Annotated in this window: 17 protein-coding genes; 14 read left to right on the top strand and 3 right to left on the bottom strand. The window is 72.0% G+C overall.

Translation table 11 applies throughout. From position 1 onward, the window contains the following. Positions 1–60: 60 nt before the first annotated feature. Positions 61–564, bottom strand: coding sequence for a hypothetical protein (locus tag ACFY1J_RS28830; RefSeq protein ID WP_390732235.1), 504 nt, complete (start codon positions 562–564; stop codon positions 61–63). A gap of 139 nt (positions 565–703) precedes the next feature. Between ACFY1J_RS28830 and ACFY1J_RS28825 the strand changes: the two genes are divergently transcribed. Further along, positions 704–1,234: a YbjN domain-containing protein gene (locus ACFY1J_RS28825; RefSeq protein WP_390708164.1), complete on the top strand. Its 531-nt coding sequence runs from the start codon at positions 704–706 to the stop codon at positions 1,232–1,234. A 19-nt stretch (positions 1,235–1,253) separates the two neighbouring features. Here the strand turns inward: ACFY1J_RS28825 and ACFY1J_RS28820 are convergent, their stop codons facing one another. Beyond that, complete coding sequence (locus tag ACFY1J_RS28820; RefSeq protein ID WP_390708163.1) at positions 1,254–2,474, bottom strand: hypothetical protein; 1,221 nt, start codon at positions 2,472–2,474, stop codon at positions 1,254–1,256. Positions 2,475–2,674: 200 nt separating this feature from the next. Here ACFY1J_RS28820 and ACFY1J_RS28815 point away from each other — a divergent pair, with 200 nt between their 5' ends. After that, the gene (locus tag ACFY1J_RS28815) at positions 2,675–2,989 is read left to right on the top strand and encodes a hypothetical protein (RefSeq protein WP_390708162.1); all 315 of its coding nucleotides are present in this window, start codon (positions 2,675–2,677) and stop codon (positions 2,987–2,989) included. 1 nt (position 2,990) lies between these two features. Here ACFY1J_RS28815 and ACFY1J_RS28810 read toward each other — a convergent pair whose 3' ends face one another. Further along, positions 2,991–4,184 carry a pyridoxal phosphate-dependent aminotransferase gene (locus tag ACFY1J_RS28810; RefSeq protein WP_390732234.1) on the bottom strand — a complete coding sequence of 398 codons (1,194 nt, stop codon included), beginning with the start codon at positions 4,182–4,184 and terminating at the stop codon, positions 2,991–2,993. A 149-nt stretch (positions 4,185–4,333) separates the two neighbouring features. Here ACFY1J_RS28810 and ACFY1J_RS28805 point away from each other — a divergent pair, with 149 nt between their 5' ends. The 12 genes from ACFY1J_RS28805 (at position 4,334) to ACFY1J_RS28750 (ending at position 16,991) form a co-directional block, all read left to right on the top strand. After that, positions 4,334–4,666: a hypothetical protein gene (locus ACFY1J_RS28805; protein ID WP_390708160.1), complete on the top strand. Its 333-nt coding sequence runs from the start codon at positions 4,334–4,336 to the stop codon at positions 4,664–4,666. Between the two features lie 374 nt (positions 4,667–5,040). Continuing rightward, positions 5,041–5,565, top strand: coding sequence for a DUF2617 family protein (locus tag ACFY1J_RS28800; protein WP_390708159.1), 525 nt, complete (start codon positions 5,041–5,043; stop codon positions 5,563–5,565). An 87-nt stretch (positions 5,566–5,652) separates the two neighbouring features. Further along, on the top strand, positions 5,653–7,293 hold the full coding sequence (locus tag ACFY1J_RS28795) for a polyamine aminopropyltransferase (RefSeq protein WP_390708158.1): 1,641 nt from the start codon (positions 5,653–5,655) through the stop codon (positions 7,291–7,293). A 145-nt stretch (positions 7,294–7,438) separates the two neighbouring features. Continuing rightward, complete coding sequence (locus ACFY1J_RS28790; RefSeq protein WP_390732233.1) at positions 7,439–8,248, top strand: SRPBCC domain-containing protein; 810 nt, start codon at positions 7,439–7,441, stop codon at positions 8,246–8,248. A 28-nt stretch (positions 8,249–8,276) separates the two neighbouring features. After that, complete coding sequence (locus ACFY1J_RS28785; protein ID WP_390708156.1) at positions 8,277–9,065, top strand: aldose 1-epimerase; 789 nt, start codon at positions 8,277–8,279, stop codon at positions 9,063–9,065. Positions 9,066–9,075: 10 nt separating this feature from the next. Continuing rightward, a complete protein-coding gene (gene pyrE / locus ACFY1J_RS28780; protein ID WP_390708155.1) occupies positions 9,076–9,624 on the top strand; it encodes an orotate phosphoribosyltransferase in 549 nt (182 codons plus the stop codon). A gap of 171 nt (positions 9,625–9,795) precedes the next feature. Next, complete coding sequence (gene fbaA / locus ACFY1J_RS28775; protein WP_363296342.1) at positions 9,796–10,827, top strand: class II fructose-bisphosphate aldolase; 1,032 nt, start codon at positions 9,796–9,798, stop codon at positions 10,825–10,827. A 119-nt stretch (positions 10,828–10,946) separates the two neighbouring features. Beyond that, positions 10,947–12,419, top strand: a complete 1,473-nt coding sequence (locus ACFY1J_RS28770) for an MFS transporter (protein WP_390708154.1) — start codon at positions 10,947–10,949, stop codon at positions 12,417–12,419. A gap of 816 nt (positions 12,420–13,235) precedes the next feature. Continuing rightward, complete coding sequence (locus ACFY1J_RS28765) at positions 13,236–13,649, top strand: DUF3151 domain-containing protein (RefSeq protein ID WP_390708153.1); 414 nt, start codon at positions 13,236–13,238, stop codon at positions 13,647–13,649. Positions 13,650–13,793: 144 nt separating this feature from the next. Next, complete coding sequence (locus ACFY1J_RS28760) at positions 13,794–14,642, top strand: tryptophan 2,3-dioxygenase family protein (RefSeq protein WP_390732232.1); 849 nt, start codon at positions 13,794–13,796, stop codon at positions 14,640–14,642. Further along, complete coding sequence (kynU, locus tag ACFY1J_RS28755) at positions 14,635–15,849, top strand: kynureninase (protein ID WP_390732231.1); 1,215 nt, start codon at positions 14,635–14,637, stop codon at positions 15,847–15,849. Before ACFY1J_RS28760 ends, kynU begins: the two co-directional genes overlap by 8 nt. 251 nt (positions 15,850–16,100) lie before the next feature. Beyond that, complete coding sequence (locus ACFY1J_RS28750; protein WP_390708150.1) at positions 16,101–16,991, top strand: alpha/beta hydrolase family protein; 891 nt, start codon at positions 16,101–16,103, stop codon at positions 16,989–16,991. Positions 16,992–17,051: the final 60 nt, after the last annotated feature.

Below are 17,051 nucleotides of genomic sequence, written 5' to 3'. Positions count from 1 at the left end.
CGTTCCGGCACACGCGACGGCCCGCCCCTCGTCCCCCGGGGGCGGGCCGTCTGGTGTGGGTCAGACGGTGAACGCCGAGAAGGACACCACCGCGGTGCCGGCGTCCTCGTAGGTCACGTTCACGGTCACCGCGTCGGCACCCGCGTCATCCGGAGGCGTCGCGAACTGCGTGTTCAGATTCAGACAGAGATCGGCGCCGGTGTCGCACAGATCGGTACCCGGCTCAGGGCCCTCGGGATAGGTGTCCGTCAGCCACGTCCGCACAGCCGCCCTCGGCATCCGGAACACGGCGTGATAGTCCGTGTCCAGCCAGGTCTGCACCGTGCACTGACCGTCGTACGCCCCCTTCGGCAGCTTCGCCCCGCCGAACGCCAGCGCCTCCGTGCACGGCACGGCCTCGGGCTCTCCGCCCAGGGGGTAGTCCGAGGTCATGAACCTGATCACCATGGCGACCAGCCCGGCCAGGATCAGCGCCGGCAGCGCCATGACCGCCGCGAACACCCCCCACCGGGTCCGCCCCCGGCCCGCCCGCGCACCTGCCGTACCGCCCCGCACGCCCGCCATCGAACCCCCTGCCCGCGCTCCGGATCGTCGTCGACCGGCCAGATCATGTCAGCCAGGAGCCGACAGGCCACGTCGGGGCTTGCCACCCCCCTCCCCGCATGGGGGAGGATGGCGGAATCCGTACGAAGGGAAATACACGGTGAGCATCGACCCGTCCTCGATTCCGAACTTCGGGGGCCAGCCCGAGCCGCAGCCCCAAGGACCGGCGGGCCCCGTCGTCCCGGATCAGGACCTCGTGAAGCAGCTCCTCGACCAGATGGAGCTCAAGTACGTCGTCGACGACGAGGGGGACCTCGCGGCGCCGTGGGAGCAGTTCCGTACGTACTTCATGTTCCGCGGGGAGGCCGAACAGGCGGTCTTCTCGGTGCGGACCTTCTACGACCGGCCCCACAAGATCGACGAGAAGCCGCTGCTGCTGGAGTCCATCGACGACTGGAACCGGCGGACCCTGTGGCCCAAGGTGTACAGCCACACCCACGACGACGGCACCGTCCGCCTCATCGGTGAGGCGCAGATGCTGATCGGCACCGGCGTCGACCTCAACCACTTCGTCTCCTCCACGGTCAGCTGGGTGCGGGCCGCGATCGAGTTCGACAAGTGGCTGGTCGAGCAGCTCGGCCTCGAGGAGGAGGTCAACGAGGCCGAGAAGCCCGAGGACGACGAGGAGTAGAACCCTCGGCTCCGCGGAGCTACAGCGGGGTGTGGGCGATCACGACCAGATACGCCCCGTAGACGAAGGAGAGCCCGGCCAGGGCGCAGACCACCACGGTCGCGTGCCAGGGCCGGGCTCTCGCCGTCCGCACCAGCGCCCGGGCCAGCGGCAGCAGCAGCGGGAAGGCGGGCAGCAGGAAACGCGGCTTGGACTCGAAGAAGCCGGAGCCGCCGAGCGCGATGAGCAGCAGCACCCCGCTGTGGACGACGAGCGGCAGCGGGGCGCGGTCGGCGATCAGCAGCGCGTACATCAGCACGGCCGCCGCCACGATCACCATGGTCATGGGGAAGACGAACCGGTTGCCGTGCAGCAGCAGCTGGCGCACGAAGTGCAGCGACCCGTGCCCGAAGTCGAACCGGGACCCCCACAGCCGCTGCACCTCGAAGTAGCCGCCGAGCAGATCCCCCTTGCGCCGGCCGACCCAGAGCACATACGCCGTCCACCCCAGCGGGGCCAGCGCGGCGCCCGTCCACAGCCTGTGGGAAACCCGGCCGGTGCGCCGGAAGGTCCGGTACGCCTCGCAGAGGGCCGCGGCCAGGACGGCGGCGGCGACCGCGAAACCGTTGGGCCGGGACAGCCCGGCCAGCGCCGCGAGGCTCCCCGCCCACAGCCAGCTCCCGCTCAGGACCGCGTACAGCGACCAGGCGGCGAAGGCGGTGAGCACCGGCTCGGTGTACGCCATCGACAGCACCACGGAGTGCGGGAGCAGCGCCCACAGCAGCACCAATGCCGTGCCCACCGCCCGCCCGTGCAGCCGCGCCCCGATCGCGTAGATCCCGCCGGCGGCGATCCCGGCCGCGGTCCACGACACGATCAGCCCGGCGGCGCCCCCGCTCAGCGGGGTCAGGGCGGTCATGACCCGCACCAGCGCCGGGTAGAGCGGGAAGAACGCCAGGTCGCTGTGGATGACGGTCGGGTGGAAGTACAGGGTGCGGCCGTAGCCGTGCGCGGCGATGCCCAGGTACCAGGCCGAGTCCCAGGACCGGCCGAGCAGGGCGAGCGGCTGCCTGCCGGTGGCCCAGGCGGCCACGGCGAGCACGGCCGTTCCGGCGAGCCGGGCGGCGAGGAACAGCCCGACGGCCACCGCGCTCGCCGCGGCGAGGGACAGCGCGGAGCCCGTGGACAGCCCGGGGCGCGCACGGTGCAGCGTCTCGGGTTCGGTGACGGTGGGCGTTGCGACGGTCGTGGCGTGGGTCACACCCGCACATTGCAGGAGGAAACGGGCCGTCGCGAGCGATGGGCGGCCGTGCGGGTGCGTTTTCGCGCCGTCCGGCGTGGCTGCGTGACACGGGGCGGCGTGTCCCTCACGCCCGCACGGCCGCGGTTCGGCAAAGATCGTCGGTGACCGATACACCGATCGACACACCGATCGGCCCACCGACCGACCAAGGGGGAAGAGTGTTCAGCAAGAAGGAAACGCACTTCGTCGTACTGAACGACCTGGACGAGGCGCGCGCCGCGATCCAGCGGGCACTGAACGACGCCATCGGGACCGACACGGCAGCCGGACTCCGGCGGGCCCTGGAGATAGTCGACGGAATCGGCGACGGCAGGGACCCGCGTGTGCGCTGGGCGGCCCAGGTGCTCGCCGAGGCCAAGCTGGACGCCAGGGAACAGGAGATCAAGGCCGTCAAGGCCCTGCGCGAAGCCCTCCCGGGACTGAGCCTCGCCGCGGCCGTGGACCTGCTCAAGCAGACCCAGGCCGCGGCCTGAGTCACAGGCGGCGCAGGCGCTCCACCGCCTCCCGCAGGACCTCTTCCCGCTTGCAGAAGGCGAAGCGGACGAAGGGGGCGCCCGCGTCCCGGTCGTCGTAGAAGACGGCGTTCGGGATGGCCACCACGCCCGCGCGCTCGGGCAGGGCACGGCAGAAGGCGAAGCCGTCCTTCTCGCCGAGCGGGCGGATGTCGGTGGTGACGAAGTAGGTGCCGGCGGGCCTGAAGACCTCGAAGCCTGCCTCCGCCAGACCCTCCGCCAGCACATCACGCCTGGCCAGCATGTCCGCGCGGTAGCCGGTGAAGTACGCGTCGGGGAGCGCCAGGGCCTCGGCCACCGCGTACTGGAACGGGCCCGAGGCCACGTACGTCAGGAACTGCTTCACCGAGCGCACCGCCGTCACCAGTTCCGGTGTGGCCGTCACCCAGCCGACCTTCCAGCCGGTGAAGGAGAACGTCTTGCCCGCCGAGCCGATCGTCACCGTCCGCTCGCGCATCCCGGGGAAGGACACGAGGGGCAGGTGTTCGGCGTCGTCGAAGACCAGGTGCTCGTAGACCTCGTCCGTCACCACCAGCAGGTCCCGCTCCACCGCCAGCTCCGCGATCGCGGTCAGCTCGGCACGGGTGAGGACCGTGCCGGTCGGGTTGTGCGGGGTGTTGATCAGCAGCAGCCGGGTGCGGTCGGTCACCGCCGCGCGCAGCTCGTCGAGGTCGAGACGGAAGCCCGCCCCCCGCTCGCGGTGCGGGCGCAGGGTGACCGGCACACGGGTGCCGCCCGCCATGGCGATGCTCGCGGCGTAGGAGTCGTAGTACGGCTCGAACGCGATGACCTCGTCACCCGGTTCGAGCAGCGCGAGGAGGGCGGCGGCGATGGCCTCGGTGGCCCCCGCCGTCACCAGCACCTCGGTGTCGGGGTCGTAGGACAGGCCGTAGCGGCGCAGCTGGTGCGCGGCGATCGCGATGCGCAGCTCGGGGATGCCGGGACCGGGCGGGTACTGGTTGCCGCGGCCCTCGCGCAGGGCGCGCACGGCCGCCTCCCGGATCTCCTCGGGTCCGTCCGTGTCGGGGAAGCCCTGGCCCAGATTGATCGCGCCTGTCCGTACCGCCAGGGCGGACATCTCGGCGAAGATCGTCGTCCCGAACTCGGCGAGCCGGCGGTTGAGGAGCGGGCGTGCGCTGGAGGTCATGCGGGCCATCCTGCGCCGAAGCTCTGGAGTTCCTCAACTCTGCTTTGGCCGGCGGAGCGGCCGGGCATCCCCGTGTCACGCGGCAGTCGCACGGCGGCCGCGGGAGAGCGAGGCGCCCACGGGGGGCCGCTTCGGGGGAACGGAAGGAGGGTGACGCCATGGTCATCGGCATCATCCTGGCGGTGATCGCCGCGGTCCTGTTCGTCGGGGCCGTGGCGAAGGGATCGCGCAAGAACCGGTACGGCAAGCGGTACCGCAGTGGCTCCCGCTCGTCGTCCTCGTCGTCGTACGACGGCGGCAGCAGTGCCAGCTGGTGGGCGGCCGGGGCCGCGGACAGCGGCTCGTCCGGGGGGCATCACGGGCACCACGGGCACCACGGGGGTCACTCCTCGTGCGGCGGCGGTGGTCACTCCTCGTGCGGGGGCGGCTCGTCCTGCGGCGGGGGCGGCGGATGTGGCGGCGGCGGGGGCGGATGCGGGGGAGGCAGCTGACACGGGGCAGCTGAGCTCCGGAGAACAGGGGGAACCGTATCCGGGCCGCACACCGAGCGCCCGCCGGGAGAAGGCATCCGGCGGGCGCTCCGGCGTACGCGCGGGGCGCCAGGCGCACTCTGTTGTTGAACAGTTGAGCTGTGGAGCCCCCTGAGGGATGGAAACCCCACGAAGTTGGGTAAAAACGCTGTGGCGGCGCCACAGTTCATGATTCCCTCTAAATCACCAACGCAGCCCCTCGGACGCCCTGCAGAAGCCTTCTCCCCGGCTGGGCAGGCGGGGCCCCACCGGCAGACGCGGCCGATCTCCCGGTACCGACCGAGGTGCGCCGGACCACACTCCCTTTTCTCTTTGCGTGCCAGCGGAGCCGATCCATGCTCACGACCCTGAACACCTCCTACACCGATACGCGCGCGGCCGACCTAGCCTGGGCCCTGGGGCGCGAGCCGCTCCCCGCCCTGGCCACGCTCGACCTCGAATTAACCGGCGCGAAGCTCCAGTTGAGACTTCTCGGAGCGTCCCACCAGGTACTTCTCGAGGAGGAGCGGGGAGGCTGTTCGGAGACGGTGGCGTGCATTCCGGGGTCCAGCACGCCCCTGCCGCTCGGCGTCGCCAAGCGGGTCGGTGACTGGGAGTACGAGTTCGCGGCCCGGGTGGAGGTGCTCTCGCCCGGATCGTTCGCGGGCCGCGCCCAGGAGTTGCTGGCCCTTGTCTCCGACCATCCGCACGGCCTCGCCGGCGTCTTCCCCGGCAGCCCGCACGCCTTCACGGCGTTGCTCGCCCAGCGACACGAGGGCCAAGTGCACTGGCGTACCTGGCATGCGTATCCGCAGGACGGCCAACTGGTCGCGACCCGGACGCGGGTGGGCGTACGGGTGCCGGCGGCCCAACTCGGCTAGGCCGTCAAACACCTTGCGTGTCAACGTGCTTCAGATCCACACGTGTGGGTGACGAAGCGTACCGAGCGTGTGACGTAACGTCGCAGAGTGATCGAACCGCAGGCGCCCGCCCCACCCGGCACACCGCCGCCCTGGGGCCCTCCCGTGCGGCTGCCCGTGCGGCCGGCGACCGGCCGGTTCCTCGTCCTCGCGTGCGTCTTCGTCTGCGCGGCCTGCGGACTCGTGTACGAACTCGAACTCGTCGCCCTCGCCTCGTACTTGATCGGCGACTCGGTCACCCAGGCATCCGTCGTCCTGTCCGTCATGGTCTTCGCGATGGGCATCGGCTCCCTCGCCGCGAAACGGCTGCGCTGGCACGCCGCCGCCGGATTCGGCGCCGTGGAGGCGGGGCTCGCGCTCATCGGCGGCTGCAGCGCGATGGCGCTCTACGCGGCCTTCGCCTGGACCGGCGGCTGGGGCGGCATGTGGGCCAACGGCCCCCGCGGCCTCCTCGTCGCCTTCTCCCTCGCCATCGGTCTGCTCATCGGCGCCGAAGTCCCGCTGCTGATGGAACTGATCCAGCGCATCCGGCGCCAGGACGCGGGCGGCGCCGTGGCCGACCTGTTCGCCGCGGACTACGTCGGAGCGCTCGCCGGAGGCCTGGCCTTCCCCTTCCTGCTCCTGCCGTTCCTGGGCCAGCTGACCGGCACCCTGCTCACCGGCACCGTCAACGTCGTCGCGGGCGGTGCCCTGGTGCTCGGGCTGTTCCGCCGCGACCTCACCCGGCGCGCCCGCTGGCTGCTCCTGATCGCCAACGTCACCGTCCTCGGCGTCCTCGCCTCGGCCGCCGTACTCGTCGACGACTTCGAACGCGCCGCCCGGCACGCGGTGTACGGCAAGGACGTACGCGTCGCCCTGCAGACCGACGTCCAGGAAGTCGTCCTCACCGGCGGCACGCACGGCCGCCCGCTCGACCTCTTCCTGGACGGCCGGCTGCGGGTCGGCGGCCGCGACGAGCGCCGCTACCACGAGGCGCTGGTCCATCCCGCGATGTACGGCGCCCACGCGCGCGTGCTGATCCTCGGCGGCGGGGACGGGCTGGCCGCGCGGGAGGTACTGCGCCACCGGGACGTGCGGCGGGTCGACGTCGTCGAGCTCGACGCGGGCCTCGTCCGGCTGGCCCGCCACGACCCCGGGCTGTCGCACCTCAACGGGCACGCGTACGACGACGGACGCGTCCACGTCACCACCGCGGACGCGTTCGGCTGGCTGCGCGGGGCGCCCCGGGCGGCGTACGACGTCGTGATCGCCGATCTGCCCGATCCCGGCATCACCGCCAGCACGAAGCTGTACTCGCAGGAGTTCTACGGCCTGGCCCGGCGTGCCCTGGCGCCCGGCGGTCGCCTTGTCGTGCACGCGGGCCCGGTCTCCGCCCGGCGCCATGTCTTCTGGACGGTGGACGCCACGCTGCGCGCGGCCGGCTTCGCCACGGTCCCCTACCGGGTCCCCGGTCACGACTCCGGCTTCGCCGCGGGCCCCGACCGCTCGGCCGGTACCTCCCGGGCCCCCCACGACTGGGGCTTCATCCTGGCCGCCCCCGGCCCCTCGACCCCTCCCCTCCGCCTGGACCCCCACGGCCCCCGCCTCCGCACACTCACCGCGAGGACCCTCGCGACGGATGCCGAGGAGGCGGCGCGCATGCGGCTCGGGGAATCGGCGGCATCGACGCTGGTGCATCCGCGCTATTGAGCGGGGGCATCCGCGCCATTGAGCGGGGGCGGCAACCCGTGGTGACGGCGGGTGGCAACCCCCGGTGACGGCGGCCCCAACGCCGGGTGACTCACCAGTGCAGGGGAGGGTACGTACCGCCCCCTGCTGGGTAGGCTTCGCCGACATGGAGCACGAGGTCTTCGTTCCGGTCCCGGTCGAGCGGCTGCGCGAGGCGCTCGCCGACCCCGCGCGGGTCGCCCGGGCGGTTCCCGGGTTCCAGCAGGACGCCGGTGCCGAGCCGGTCGCGGGCAGGCTGAAGGTGCGCGTCGGCAGCCACTCCGTCACCTACCGGGGATCGGCCCGGGTCACCGCCCGGGACGACGGCTCGTACGCCGTCGAGGGCGAGGCCACCGAGGCCCGCGGTACCGGCTCCGTCAAACTCGCCCTCACCCTCCGCCTCCGGGACACGGACGGCGGCACCACCGTCACCGTCGAGGGCACGGCCTCCGCGGACGGCCGCGTCGCGGAACTGCCGACGGCGTCGGTGACTTCGGCGGCGACCCGCCTGCTGAACCGTTTCGTGGAGGGGCTGGCCCAGCCCGAACCCAAGCCGGAGCCCGAGTCCCTGCCTGAAGCAGAGGCCGGCCCCGAACCGGAGTCCGGCCCCGAACCCGACGCCCAAGCCTCCGTCTTCGACACCGAGATCCCCCCGCCCTCCCTGGACCGGGGTGCCGACGAGAACCTCCACGACGGCCCCTCCGACGACTTCGCGGAGTCGCCCGAGCCGCCCGCCGAGGCGGCCCACGCACGGCGCACGATGATCGGCCGCAGCGCCGAGGAGGTCGACCACGCCCCGCCGCGCGGCCGTTACGCCCCCGTACCGGCCCCGCAGACCGTCGCCGCGAGCAGCACGCTGCGCTGGGCGGTCCCCGCCGCGGCACTCGTCGTGGCGGGGGCGATCGTTCTGGGCCGGGCCCTGCGCAGACGCCGCTGACCCCTGATCGCCCCAGTAGGGTCGTCCCGTGAGTAACAAAGACATCACGCTGACCGCGGGCGACGCGGACGTGACCGTGCAGCCCGGCAACGGCGGCCGTATCGGAGGGCTCCGGGTCGGCGGCGTCGAACTGCTCCGGCAGGGCGACCGCTTCGGCTGCTTCCCGATGGTCCCCTGGTGCGGCCGGATCAGGGACGGCCGCTTCCTGGACGGCGCCACCGTCCACCAGATGCCGCTCAACTCCCCGCCCCACGCCATCCACGGCACGGCCCGCGACGGCGCCTGGCGCACCGCCCGCTCCTCCGCCGACGAGGCGGTCATCACGTACGACCTGGTCGACCCCTGGCCCTACCCCGGCCGCGTCACCCAGGTGGTCGCCCTCACCGAGGACAGCCTGACGCTGACCATGTCCGTGGAGACGTACGACTCCTCCTTCCCGGCGCAGATCGGCTGGCACCCGTGGTTCAACCGGAACCTCGGCGGCGAGGACGCGCGGCTCGACTTCAGCCCCGCCTGGCAGGAGGAGCGCGGCGACGACCATCTGCCCACCGGCAACCGCATCGACCCGAAGCCCGGCCCCTGGGACGACTGCTTCGGCATGCCCGGCGGCGTCGACGTCACGCTCACCTGGCCCGGGCAGCTGGAGCTGAAGGTCACCAGCCGCGAGCAGTGGGTCGTCGTCTACGACGAGCAGGAGGCGGCCGTGTGCGTGGAGCCCCAGACGGGCCCGCCGAACGGGCTGAACACCCGGCCGCGCCTGGTCACACCGCTGGAGCCGCTGGAGGCCACGACCACCTGGACGTGGCGCCGCCTCTAAGCTGGTCGGCATGACGGACGTACGCGGCGCGCTGCTGCAGCAGATCAAGGACAAGGCCGTGGTGCACGGCAAGGTGACCCTGTCGTCGGGCAAGGAAGCCGACTACTACATCGACCTTCGCCGGATCACGCTGGACGGCGAGGCCGCGCCGCTGGTCGGTCAGGTCATGCTCGACCTGACCGCCGAGCTGGACTTCGAGGCGGTCGGCGGGCTGACGCTGGGCGCCGACCCCGTCGCCACCGCGATGCTGCACGCGTCCGCCGCGCGCGGGAAGGTGCTCGACGCGTTCGTCGTGCGCAAGGCGGGCAAGGCGCACGGCCTGCAGCGCCGGATCGAGGGGGCGGAGGTCAAGGGCCGCCGCGTCCTCGCCGTCGAGGACACCTCCACCACCGGCGGCTCCGTGCTGACCGCCGTCGAGGCGCTGCGCGAGGCCGGTGCCGAGGTCGTCGCCGTCGCCACGATCGTGGACCGGGCGACCGGGGCCGCCGAGGCGATCGCCGAACAGGCCGGGGTGCCCTACGTGTTCGCCTACTCGAAGGACGACCTGGGCCTCGACTGACGCGCGAGGTTGACGCACCGGCTTGACCCGGGGGTGACCACTCCTTGACCAGGGGCATTGAGCATCGGCTCATCTCTGGAAAGATGGGGCCGACGATGACGTCACCCCCAAGGTCTAGGTCAGGGCCGTAAGCACGCAGAACGCCGACCCGCACACTCAAGGAGCGGACAGATGCCCATCGCAACCCCCGAGGTCTACAACGAGATGCTCGACCGGGCGAAGGCAGGCAAGTTCGCCTACCCGGCCATCAACGTCACCTCGACCCAGACCCTGCACGCGGCACTGCGCGGCTTCGCGGAGGCGGAGAGCGACGGCATCGTCCAGATCTCCACGGGTGGCGCCGAGTTCCTGGGCGGCCAGTACAGCAAGGACATGGTGACCGGCGCGGTCGCCCTGGCCGAGTTCGCGCACATCGTCGCGGAGAAGTACCCGGTCAACGTGGCCCTGCACACGGACCACTGCCCGAAGGACAAGCTCGACGGGTACGTACGTCCGCTGATCGCGATCTCCGAGGAGCGCGTCAAGAACGGCCAGAACCCGCTGTTCCAGTCGCACATGTGGGACGGCTCGGCCGAGACCCTCGCCGACAACCTCGCCATCGCGCAGGAGCTCCTGGAGCGCACCCGCGCCGCGCGGATCATCCTCGAGGTGGAGATCACCCCGACCGGTGGCGAGGAGGACGGCGTCTCGCACGAGATCAACGACTCCCTCTACACCACCGTCGACGACGCCATCCGCACCGCCGAGGCGCTCGGCCTGGGCGACAAGGGCCGTTACCTGCTGGCCGCGTCCTTCGGCAACGTGCACGGTGTGTACAAGCCGGGCAACGTCGTGCTCCGCCCCGACCTGCTGAAGCAGCTGAGCGAGGGCGTCGCCGCCAAGTTCGGCAAGCCGGCCGGCTCGCAGCCGTTCGACTTCGTCTTCCACGGCGGCTCCGGCTCCACGCCGGAGGAGATCGCGACCGCGCTGGAGAACGGCGTCGTGAAGATGAACATCGACACGGACACGCAGTACGCGTTCACGCGCCCCGTGGCCGCCCACATGTTCCAGAACTACGACGGCGTCCTGAAGGTCGACGGCGAGGTCGGAAACAAGAAGACCTACGACCCGCGCACCTGGGGCAAGGCCGCCGAGGGCTCGATGGCCCAGCGCGTCGTCCAGGCCACGCAGGACCTGCGGTCGGCCGGCACGAAGATCAAGTAACTCGGCCGGCACGAAGATCGAGTAACTCGGTCGGCACGAAGATCGAGTAACCGTTCGCGGTACCTCCCGGTGGGCCCGGCGTCTGTCTACGGCGCCGGGCTCGCTGTATACCTGGGGGCATGCCCGACGTCCGGCTGGCCTCGTCCCAGGGCAGATGGATCCTGCTCACCACGGTGCTCGGCTCCAGCATGGCCATGGTGGACTCAACCGTCGTCAACGTGGCCCTGCCGCGCATCGGCGAGGACCTCGACGCGAGCCTGGCCGCGCTCCAGTGGACGGTCAACGCGTACATGGTGACGTTGGCGGGCCTGATCCTCCTGGGCGGCTCGCTCGGCGACCGCTACGGCCGCCGGAAGATCTTCGTGCTGGGCGTGGTCTGGTTCGCCACGGCGTCCCTGCTGTGCGGGCTCGCCCCGAACGCCACCGTCCTGATCGCCGCCCGCGCCCTCCAGGGCATCGGCGGTGCCCTCCTCACACCGGGCTCCCTCGCCCTGATCCAGGCCTCCTTCCACCCGGACGACCGGGCCAAGGCCGTCGGCCTGTGGTCGGGCTTCGGGGGCGTCGGCGCGGCCGTGGGCCCGTTCCTGGGCGGCTGGCTGGTGGACGGCCCCGGCTGGCGCTGGGTGTTCCTGCTGAACGTCCCGCTGGCCCTCGTGTGCGCCCCCATCGCCGTACGGCACGTGCCCGAGTCGTCCGACGGAGGCGGCCACGGCCGCTTCGACGTCCTCGGCGCGACCCTGGGCGCCCTGGCGCTGGCCCTGGTGACCTACGCGCTGATCGAGGCGCCGGGCGGGTCGATCGTCGTCACGGTCACCGCCGTGGCGGGCGTGGCGGCCGCAGTGGCCTTCGTATACGTCGAGAAGCACAGTCCCGACCCAATGATGCCGCTCGGCATTTTCTCGTCGCGCCAGTTCACGGCAGTCAACCTGGTCACCCTGTGCGTGTACGCGGCCTTCAGCGGCTTCTTCTTCCTCACCGCGCTCCAGCTCCAGGTCGTGGCCGGGTACTCGGCCCTGCAGGCCGGTACGGCACTGCTGCCGACCACGGTCCTGATGCTGCTGTTCTCGGCCCGCTCCGGCGCCCTGGCCGACCGCATCGGCCCCCGCATCCCGCTCACCGTAGGCCCGCTGGTGTGCGCCGTCGCGATGCTGCTGATGCTGCGGGTGGGCAAGGACGCGAACTATCTGACCGACGTGCTTCCGGCTCTGCTGGTCATGGGCACCGGCATGGTCACCCTGGTCGCCCCGCTGACCGCCACCGTCCTCGCCTCCGTGGACGCCTCGCGGGCGGGCCTGGCCAGCGGCATCAACAACGCGGCGGCCCGCGCGGCCGGCCTGATCGCGGTGGCCGCGCTGCCCCTGCTGACCGGGATGGGCCCGGAGGCGTACCGCTCGGCTGACGCCTTCGAGACGTCGTTCCGCAGGGCGATGCCGATCTGCGCGGCGGTACTGGTCGCCGGGGCGATCCTGGCCTTCACCCTGGTACGCCGCCCACCCCCGGACTGCCGCCACCCCGAATGCCGAACCCACGGCTGCGTGACGGCACCCCCACTGGAACGGGGCCCGACGCCATCCGGCCGGCTCAGCAAGTGAGGAGGGGTGTGCGGGGTGGGGTGTGCGGTGTGCGGTGCGGTGTGCTGTGCGCTGTCTGAGGCCGCTTGTCCGAGGGACGAGGAGAACCATCCTGACCCCCGCTCGGCCATATCCAGCCCGGGTGGCGTTTTGAGGACGAGGTGTGCCGTCCCGATCCCCACCCACCCACTGGGGGCGGCGTAGCTCGGCCGCACTTGGTCCGTGCGGCGTTTGGGGACGAGACGTGCCGTCCCGATCCCCCACCCACCCGCAGGGGACGGCATGGCCTGGCCAAATCCAGCCCCGTCCGGCGTTCGAGGACGAGGTGTGCCGTCCCGGTCCCCCACCCACCCACTGGGGGCGGCGTAGCTCGGTCGCACTTGGTCCGTGCGGCGTTTGGGGACGAGACGTGCCGTCCCGATCCGCCACCCACCCGCAGGGGACGGCATGGCCTGGCCAAATCCAGCCCCGTCCGGCGTTCGAGGACGAGGTGTGCCGTCCCGGTCCCCCACCCACAGGGGGCGGCGTAGCTCGGTCGCACTTGGTCCGTGCGGCGTTTGGGGACGAGACGTGCCGTCCCGATCCCCCACCCACCCGTGGGGGGCGGCATAGCTCGGTCGCACTTGGTCCGTGCGGTGCTTGGGGACGAGACGTGCCATCCCAAACCTCCACCCACCCGCAGGCAACGCCATAGCCCGGCCAAATCCAGCCCGTCCGGCGTTTGAGGACGAGGCCGTTCAGGCCGATGGCGGGGTTTGGGGGCGCAGCCCCCAGGAAGTGGGCGGCACCCGCCGCTCCCACCTGCCAGCCCCCGGAGGGATCCCGCAGACTTGGGGTATGAGCATTCACGAGAACCTCCTCGGCGGCCCGCCCCCCACCCACCTCCCCGACGACCCGGAGCCCCGCGAGCTGCTCGCGCAGGGCACCGCGCCGGCGGACGTCGCCGCGAAGTACCCGACCTCCTCGCTCGCCTGGGCCCAGCTGGCCGACGACGCGTTCGAGCGGGGCTCGGTCGTCGAGTCGTACGCCTACGCCCGTACGGGCTACCACCGCGGCCTGGACGCGCTGCGCCGCAACGGCTGGAAGGGCCACGGCCCCGTCCCCTGGGAGCACGAGCCGAACCGCGGCTTCCTGCGCGCCCTGCACGCCCTCGCCCGCGCCGCGCAGTCGATCGGCGAGCAGGAGGAGTACGAGCGCTGCACGCAGTTCCTGAAGGACTCCTCGCCGACGGCGGCCCAGACCTTGGGCTGATCGGCACATACGGTGTGGCCCGTCTGGCACTGGACGGGCCTTGCCGTAACCGGGGGGATTACAGAGGATGCCGGTGGGGACCGGGGCCCCCGTGCCGGAATCGGCAGGGGCGGACCGCTACCCGGAGTAACACAGGAGACAGCGATGTCCCAACAGGCTCACCAGTCCCCCGAGACTCAGGAGCCCGAGACCCCGCATCTCGACTTCGCAGGCACGACGCCGTACGAGGACTACGTCAAGGCGGACGTGCTCACCCACCTCCAGCACACCCTCTCCGACGATCCCGGAGAGATGGTCTTCCTGGTCACGACCCAGGTGATGGAGCTGTGGTTCACGGTCATCGTCCACGAGTGGGAGACCGCGGCCGAGGCGCTGCGCAAGGACCGGGTCCCCGTCGCGATCGACGCGCTGAAGCGTTCCGTACGGGAGCTGGAGGCGCTGAACGCCTCCTGGAAGCCGCTCGGCCAGCTCACCCCGGCCCAGTTCAACTCGTACCGCTCCGCCCTCGGCGAGGGCTCCGGCTTCCAGTCGGCGATGTACCGCCGTATGGAGTTCCTGCTCGGCGAGAAGTCCGCGTCGATGCTCGTCCCGCACCGGGGCGCGCCTCGCGTCCACGCCGAGCTGGAGAAGGCGCTGCACGAGCCGAGCCTCTACGACGAGGTGGTACGGCTCCTCGCGCGCCGCGGCCACGCGATCCCCGCCTCCGTCCTGCACCGTGACGCATCGCAGCGCCACGAGCCCTCGGAGGCCGTCGAGGCAGCCTGGACCGCTGTGTACTCCGGCGACCCGGACGACGAACTCGCCCGCCTGGGCGAGGCGTTGACCGACGTCGGCGAGCTCGTCTGGCGCTGGCGCAACGACCACCTGGTCGCCACCCGCCGCGCGATGGGCGCGAAGCCCGGCACCGGCGGCTCGGCAGGCGTGGCCTGGCTGGAGAAGCGCGCGCAGAAGAACGTGTTCCCGGAGCTGTGGACGGCGAGGTCCCATGTCTGACCTCGTCGCACGCGCGGAGAAGATCGCACGCGCGGAGAAGCTGGACGCCGAGGACGAACTCGCGCACCAGCGGGAGCGGTTCGTCCTGGACGACGTTGTCTACCTGGACGGCAACTCCCTCGGCGCGCTCCCCGCGAACGTCCCCGGCCGGGTCGAGGATGTCGTCCGCCGCCAGTGGGGCGAACTGCGCATCCGCTCCTGGGACGAGAGCGGCTGGTGGACCGCGCCCGAGCGGATCGGCGACCGCATCGCCCCGCTGGTCGGTGCGGCGCCGGGGCAGATCGTCGTCGGCGACTCCACAAGCGTCAACGTTTTCAAGGCACTTGTGGCCGCCGTACGAATGGCGGGCGAGGACCGGGACGAGATCCTGGTCGACGCCACGACCTTCCCCACCGACGGGTACATCGCCGAGTCGGCCGCCCGGCTGACCGGCCGTACGCTGCGACCGGTGACCCCGGCGGAGGTGCCGGGCGCGCTGTCCGGCCGTACGGCCGCGGTGCTGCTCAACCACGTCGACTACCGCACCGGGCGCCTGCACGACCTGCCCTCGCTCACGTCGGCGATCCACGCGGCGGGCGCGATCGCGGTCTGGGACCTGTGCCACAGCGCGGGCGCGCTGCCGGTGGGCCTGGACGAGCACGGCGTGGACCTGGCGGTCGGCTGCACCTACAAGTACCTGAACGGCGGACCGGGTTCACCGGCGTACCTGTATGTGCGCAGCACACTGCAGGACCGCTTCGACTCGCCCCTGCCCGGCTGGAACTCCCACGCCGACCCCTTCGGCATGCGCACGGACTACACGCCCGCGCCGGGTGCCCTGCGCGGCCGCGTCGGCACGCCGGACATCCTCTCCATGCTCGCCCTGGAGGCCGCGCTGGAGGTCTGGGACGAGGTCTCCGTGCAGGCGGTGCGCGCCAAGTCCCTCGCCCTGACGGACTTCTTCCTGGAGTGCGTGGCGTCGTACGTCCCGCAGGGCGTCGTCGAGTCGCTGACCCCGTCGGCCCACGAGGAGCGCGGCAGCCAGGTCGCGCTGCGCTGCGGGAACGCCGGGGACGTGATGAAGCGGTTGATCGAGCGGGGTGTGGTCGGGGACTTCCGCCATCCCGACGTCCTCCGCTTCGGCTTCACACCGCTGTACGTCGGGTTCGGGGACGTGGAGCGGGCGGCCCGGGTGCTGGGTGAGGTGCTCGGGGAGTTGCCCCGGTAGATGCTCGGACAGCTGTCCCGGTAGGTGCACCGGTGGCTGTCCCGGCAGGTGTTCCCCTGGCCGCCGGAATCCACTGCCCGGCCCGTGCGCACGCGGGCCGGGCAGTGGTGCGCCAGGGGAGGAGAACCGTTTAATCTCACCCAGCGTGACATCCCCGTGTCCCCGCACGTCATCGGCCTGATACCGTCCCCGCCAACGGCCGATTTCCCACCTGGTCCGCCAAACCCGTTACACCGCTGAGAGGTTGGAGCATGCCGGACGACGCCGCCGCAGCCCGCGCCGCCGCCGAAGAGGAGTCGGCCTTCTCGCACCCGCCGGTCGACCCCGACGTCACAGCGACGTACGGCGACCATCCCGACCAGGTGATCGACTTCTACGTCCCGCGCGGCTCCGAGCCCTCGGAACCGGGCTCCCTCGCCCCTCTGGTCGTGGTTCTGCACGGTGGAGCCTGGCGCGCACCGTACGACCGACGCCACATCACCCCCTTCGCCGACTACCTGGCCCGCCGCGGCTTCGCCGTGGCCAACGTCGAGTACCGCCGCGGCAGCGCGATCCCGGCCCAGGGAGGCGACGGCCCGGTCGCCGGCCGCTGGCCGGACACCTTCGACGACGTCGCCGCCGCGCTGGACGCCCTGCCCGCGCTCGTCCACGAGCTGCTTCCGCAGGCCGACCCGCGCCGCACGGTGCTCACCGGCCACTCGGCGGGCGGTCAGCTGGCGCTGTGGGCGGCGGCCCGGCACGTCCTGCCCGCCGACGCCCCCTGGCGCACGGACCGGCCCACCCCCCTGCGCGGTGTGGTCGCCCTGGCACCCATCGCGGACTTCGCGGTCGCGGAGAAGCTCGACGTGTGCGGCAACGCGGCCCTCCAACTCCTGGGCGGGCAGGAGAAGTTCGCGGAACGCCAGCCGTACGCGGACCCGGCCCTCCTGCTGCCCACCGGGATCGCGACCACGCTCGTCCAGGGCCGGACGGATGTGGTCGTGCCGCAGGCGGTGGCCGAGTCGTACGCGGAGGCGGCGGCCAAGGCCGGGGAGGTCGTGGGGCTGACGCTCCTGGAGGACGTCGGGCACTTCCCGCTGATCGATCCCGCGGCGGACGCGTGTGCGGTGGTGGCGGAGGAGATTGCGCAGTTGGCCTGGTGACAGCGCCTGTGCCGGCGCCCCCGAGGAGGCGACCCGGTCATACCCGTAGTACCTGAGAGC

The sequence above is a fragment of the Streptomyces sp. NPDC001406 genome (assembly GCF_042895285.1).
GTDB lineage: Bacteria > Actinomycetota > Actinomycetes > Streptomycetales > Streptomycetaceae > Streptomyces.
This window is presented reverse-complemented; position numbering and strand designations above follow the sequence as displayed.

Coding starts and splice junctions, on each gene's coding strand:
- ACFY1J_RS28830 (WP_390732235.1), bottom strand. CDS start 564: ATGGCGGGCGTGCGGGGCGGTACGGCAGGTGCGCGGGCGGGCCGGGGG.
- ACFY1J_RS28810 (WP_390732234.1), bottom strand. CDS start 4,184: ATGGCCCGCATGACCTCCAGCGCACGCCCGCTCCTCAACCGCCGGCTC.
- ACFY1J_RS28805 (WP_390708160.1), top strand. CDS start 4,334: ATGGTCATCGGCATCATCCTGGCGGTGATCGCCGCGGTCCTGTTCGTC.
- ACFY1J_RS28800 (WP_390708159.1), top strand. CDS start 5,041: ATGCTCACGACCCTGAACACCTCCTACACCGATACGCGCGCGGCCGAC.
- ACFY1J_RS28790 (WP_390732233.1), top strand. CDS start 7,439: ATGGAGCACGAGGTCTTCGTTCCGGTCCCGGTCGAGCGGCTGCGCGAG.
- pyrE (WP_390708155.1), top strand. CDS start 9,076: ATGACGGACGTACGCGGCGCGCTGCTGCAGCAGATCAAGGACAAGGCC.
- fbaA (WP_363296342.1), top strand. CDS start 9,796: ATGCCCATCGCAACCCCCGAGGTCTACAACGAGATGCTCGACCGGGCG.
- ACFY1J_RS28770 (WP_390708154.1), top strand. CDS start 10,947: ATGCCCGACGTCCGGCTGGCCTCGTCCCAGGGCAGATGGATCCTGCTC.
- ACFY1J_RS28765 (WP_390708153.1), top strand. CDS start 13,236: ATGAGCATTCACGAGAACCTCCTCGGCGGCCCGCCCCCCACCCACCTC.
- ACFY1J_RS28760 (WP_390732232.1), top strand. CDS start 13,794: ATGTCCCAACAGGCTCACCAGTCCCCCGAGACTCAGGAGCCCGAGACC.
- kynU (WP_390732231.1), top strand. CDS start 14,635: ATGTCTGACCTCGTCGCACGCGCGGAGAAGATCGCACGCGCGGAGAAG.
- ACFY1J_RS28750 (WP_390708150.1), top strand. CDS start 16,101: ATGCCGGACGACGCCGCCGCAGCCCGCGCCGCCGCCGAAGAGGAGTCG.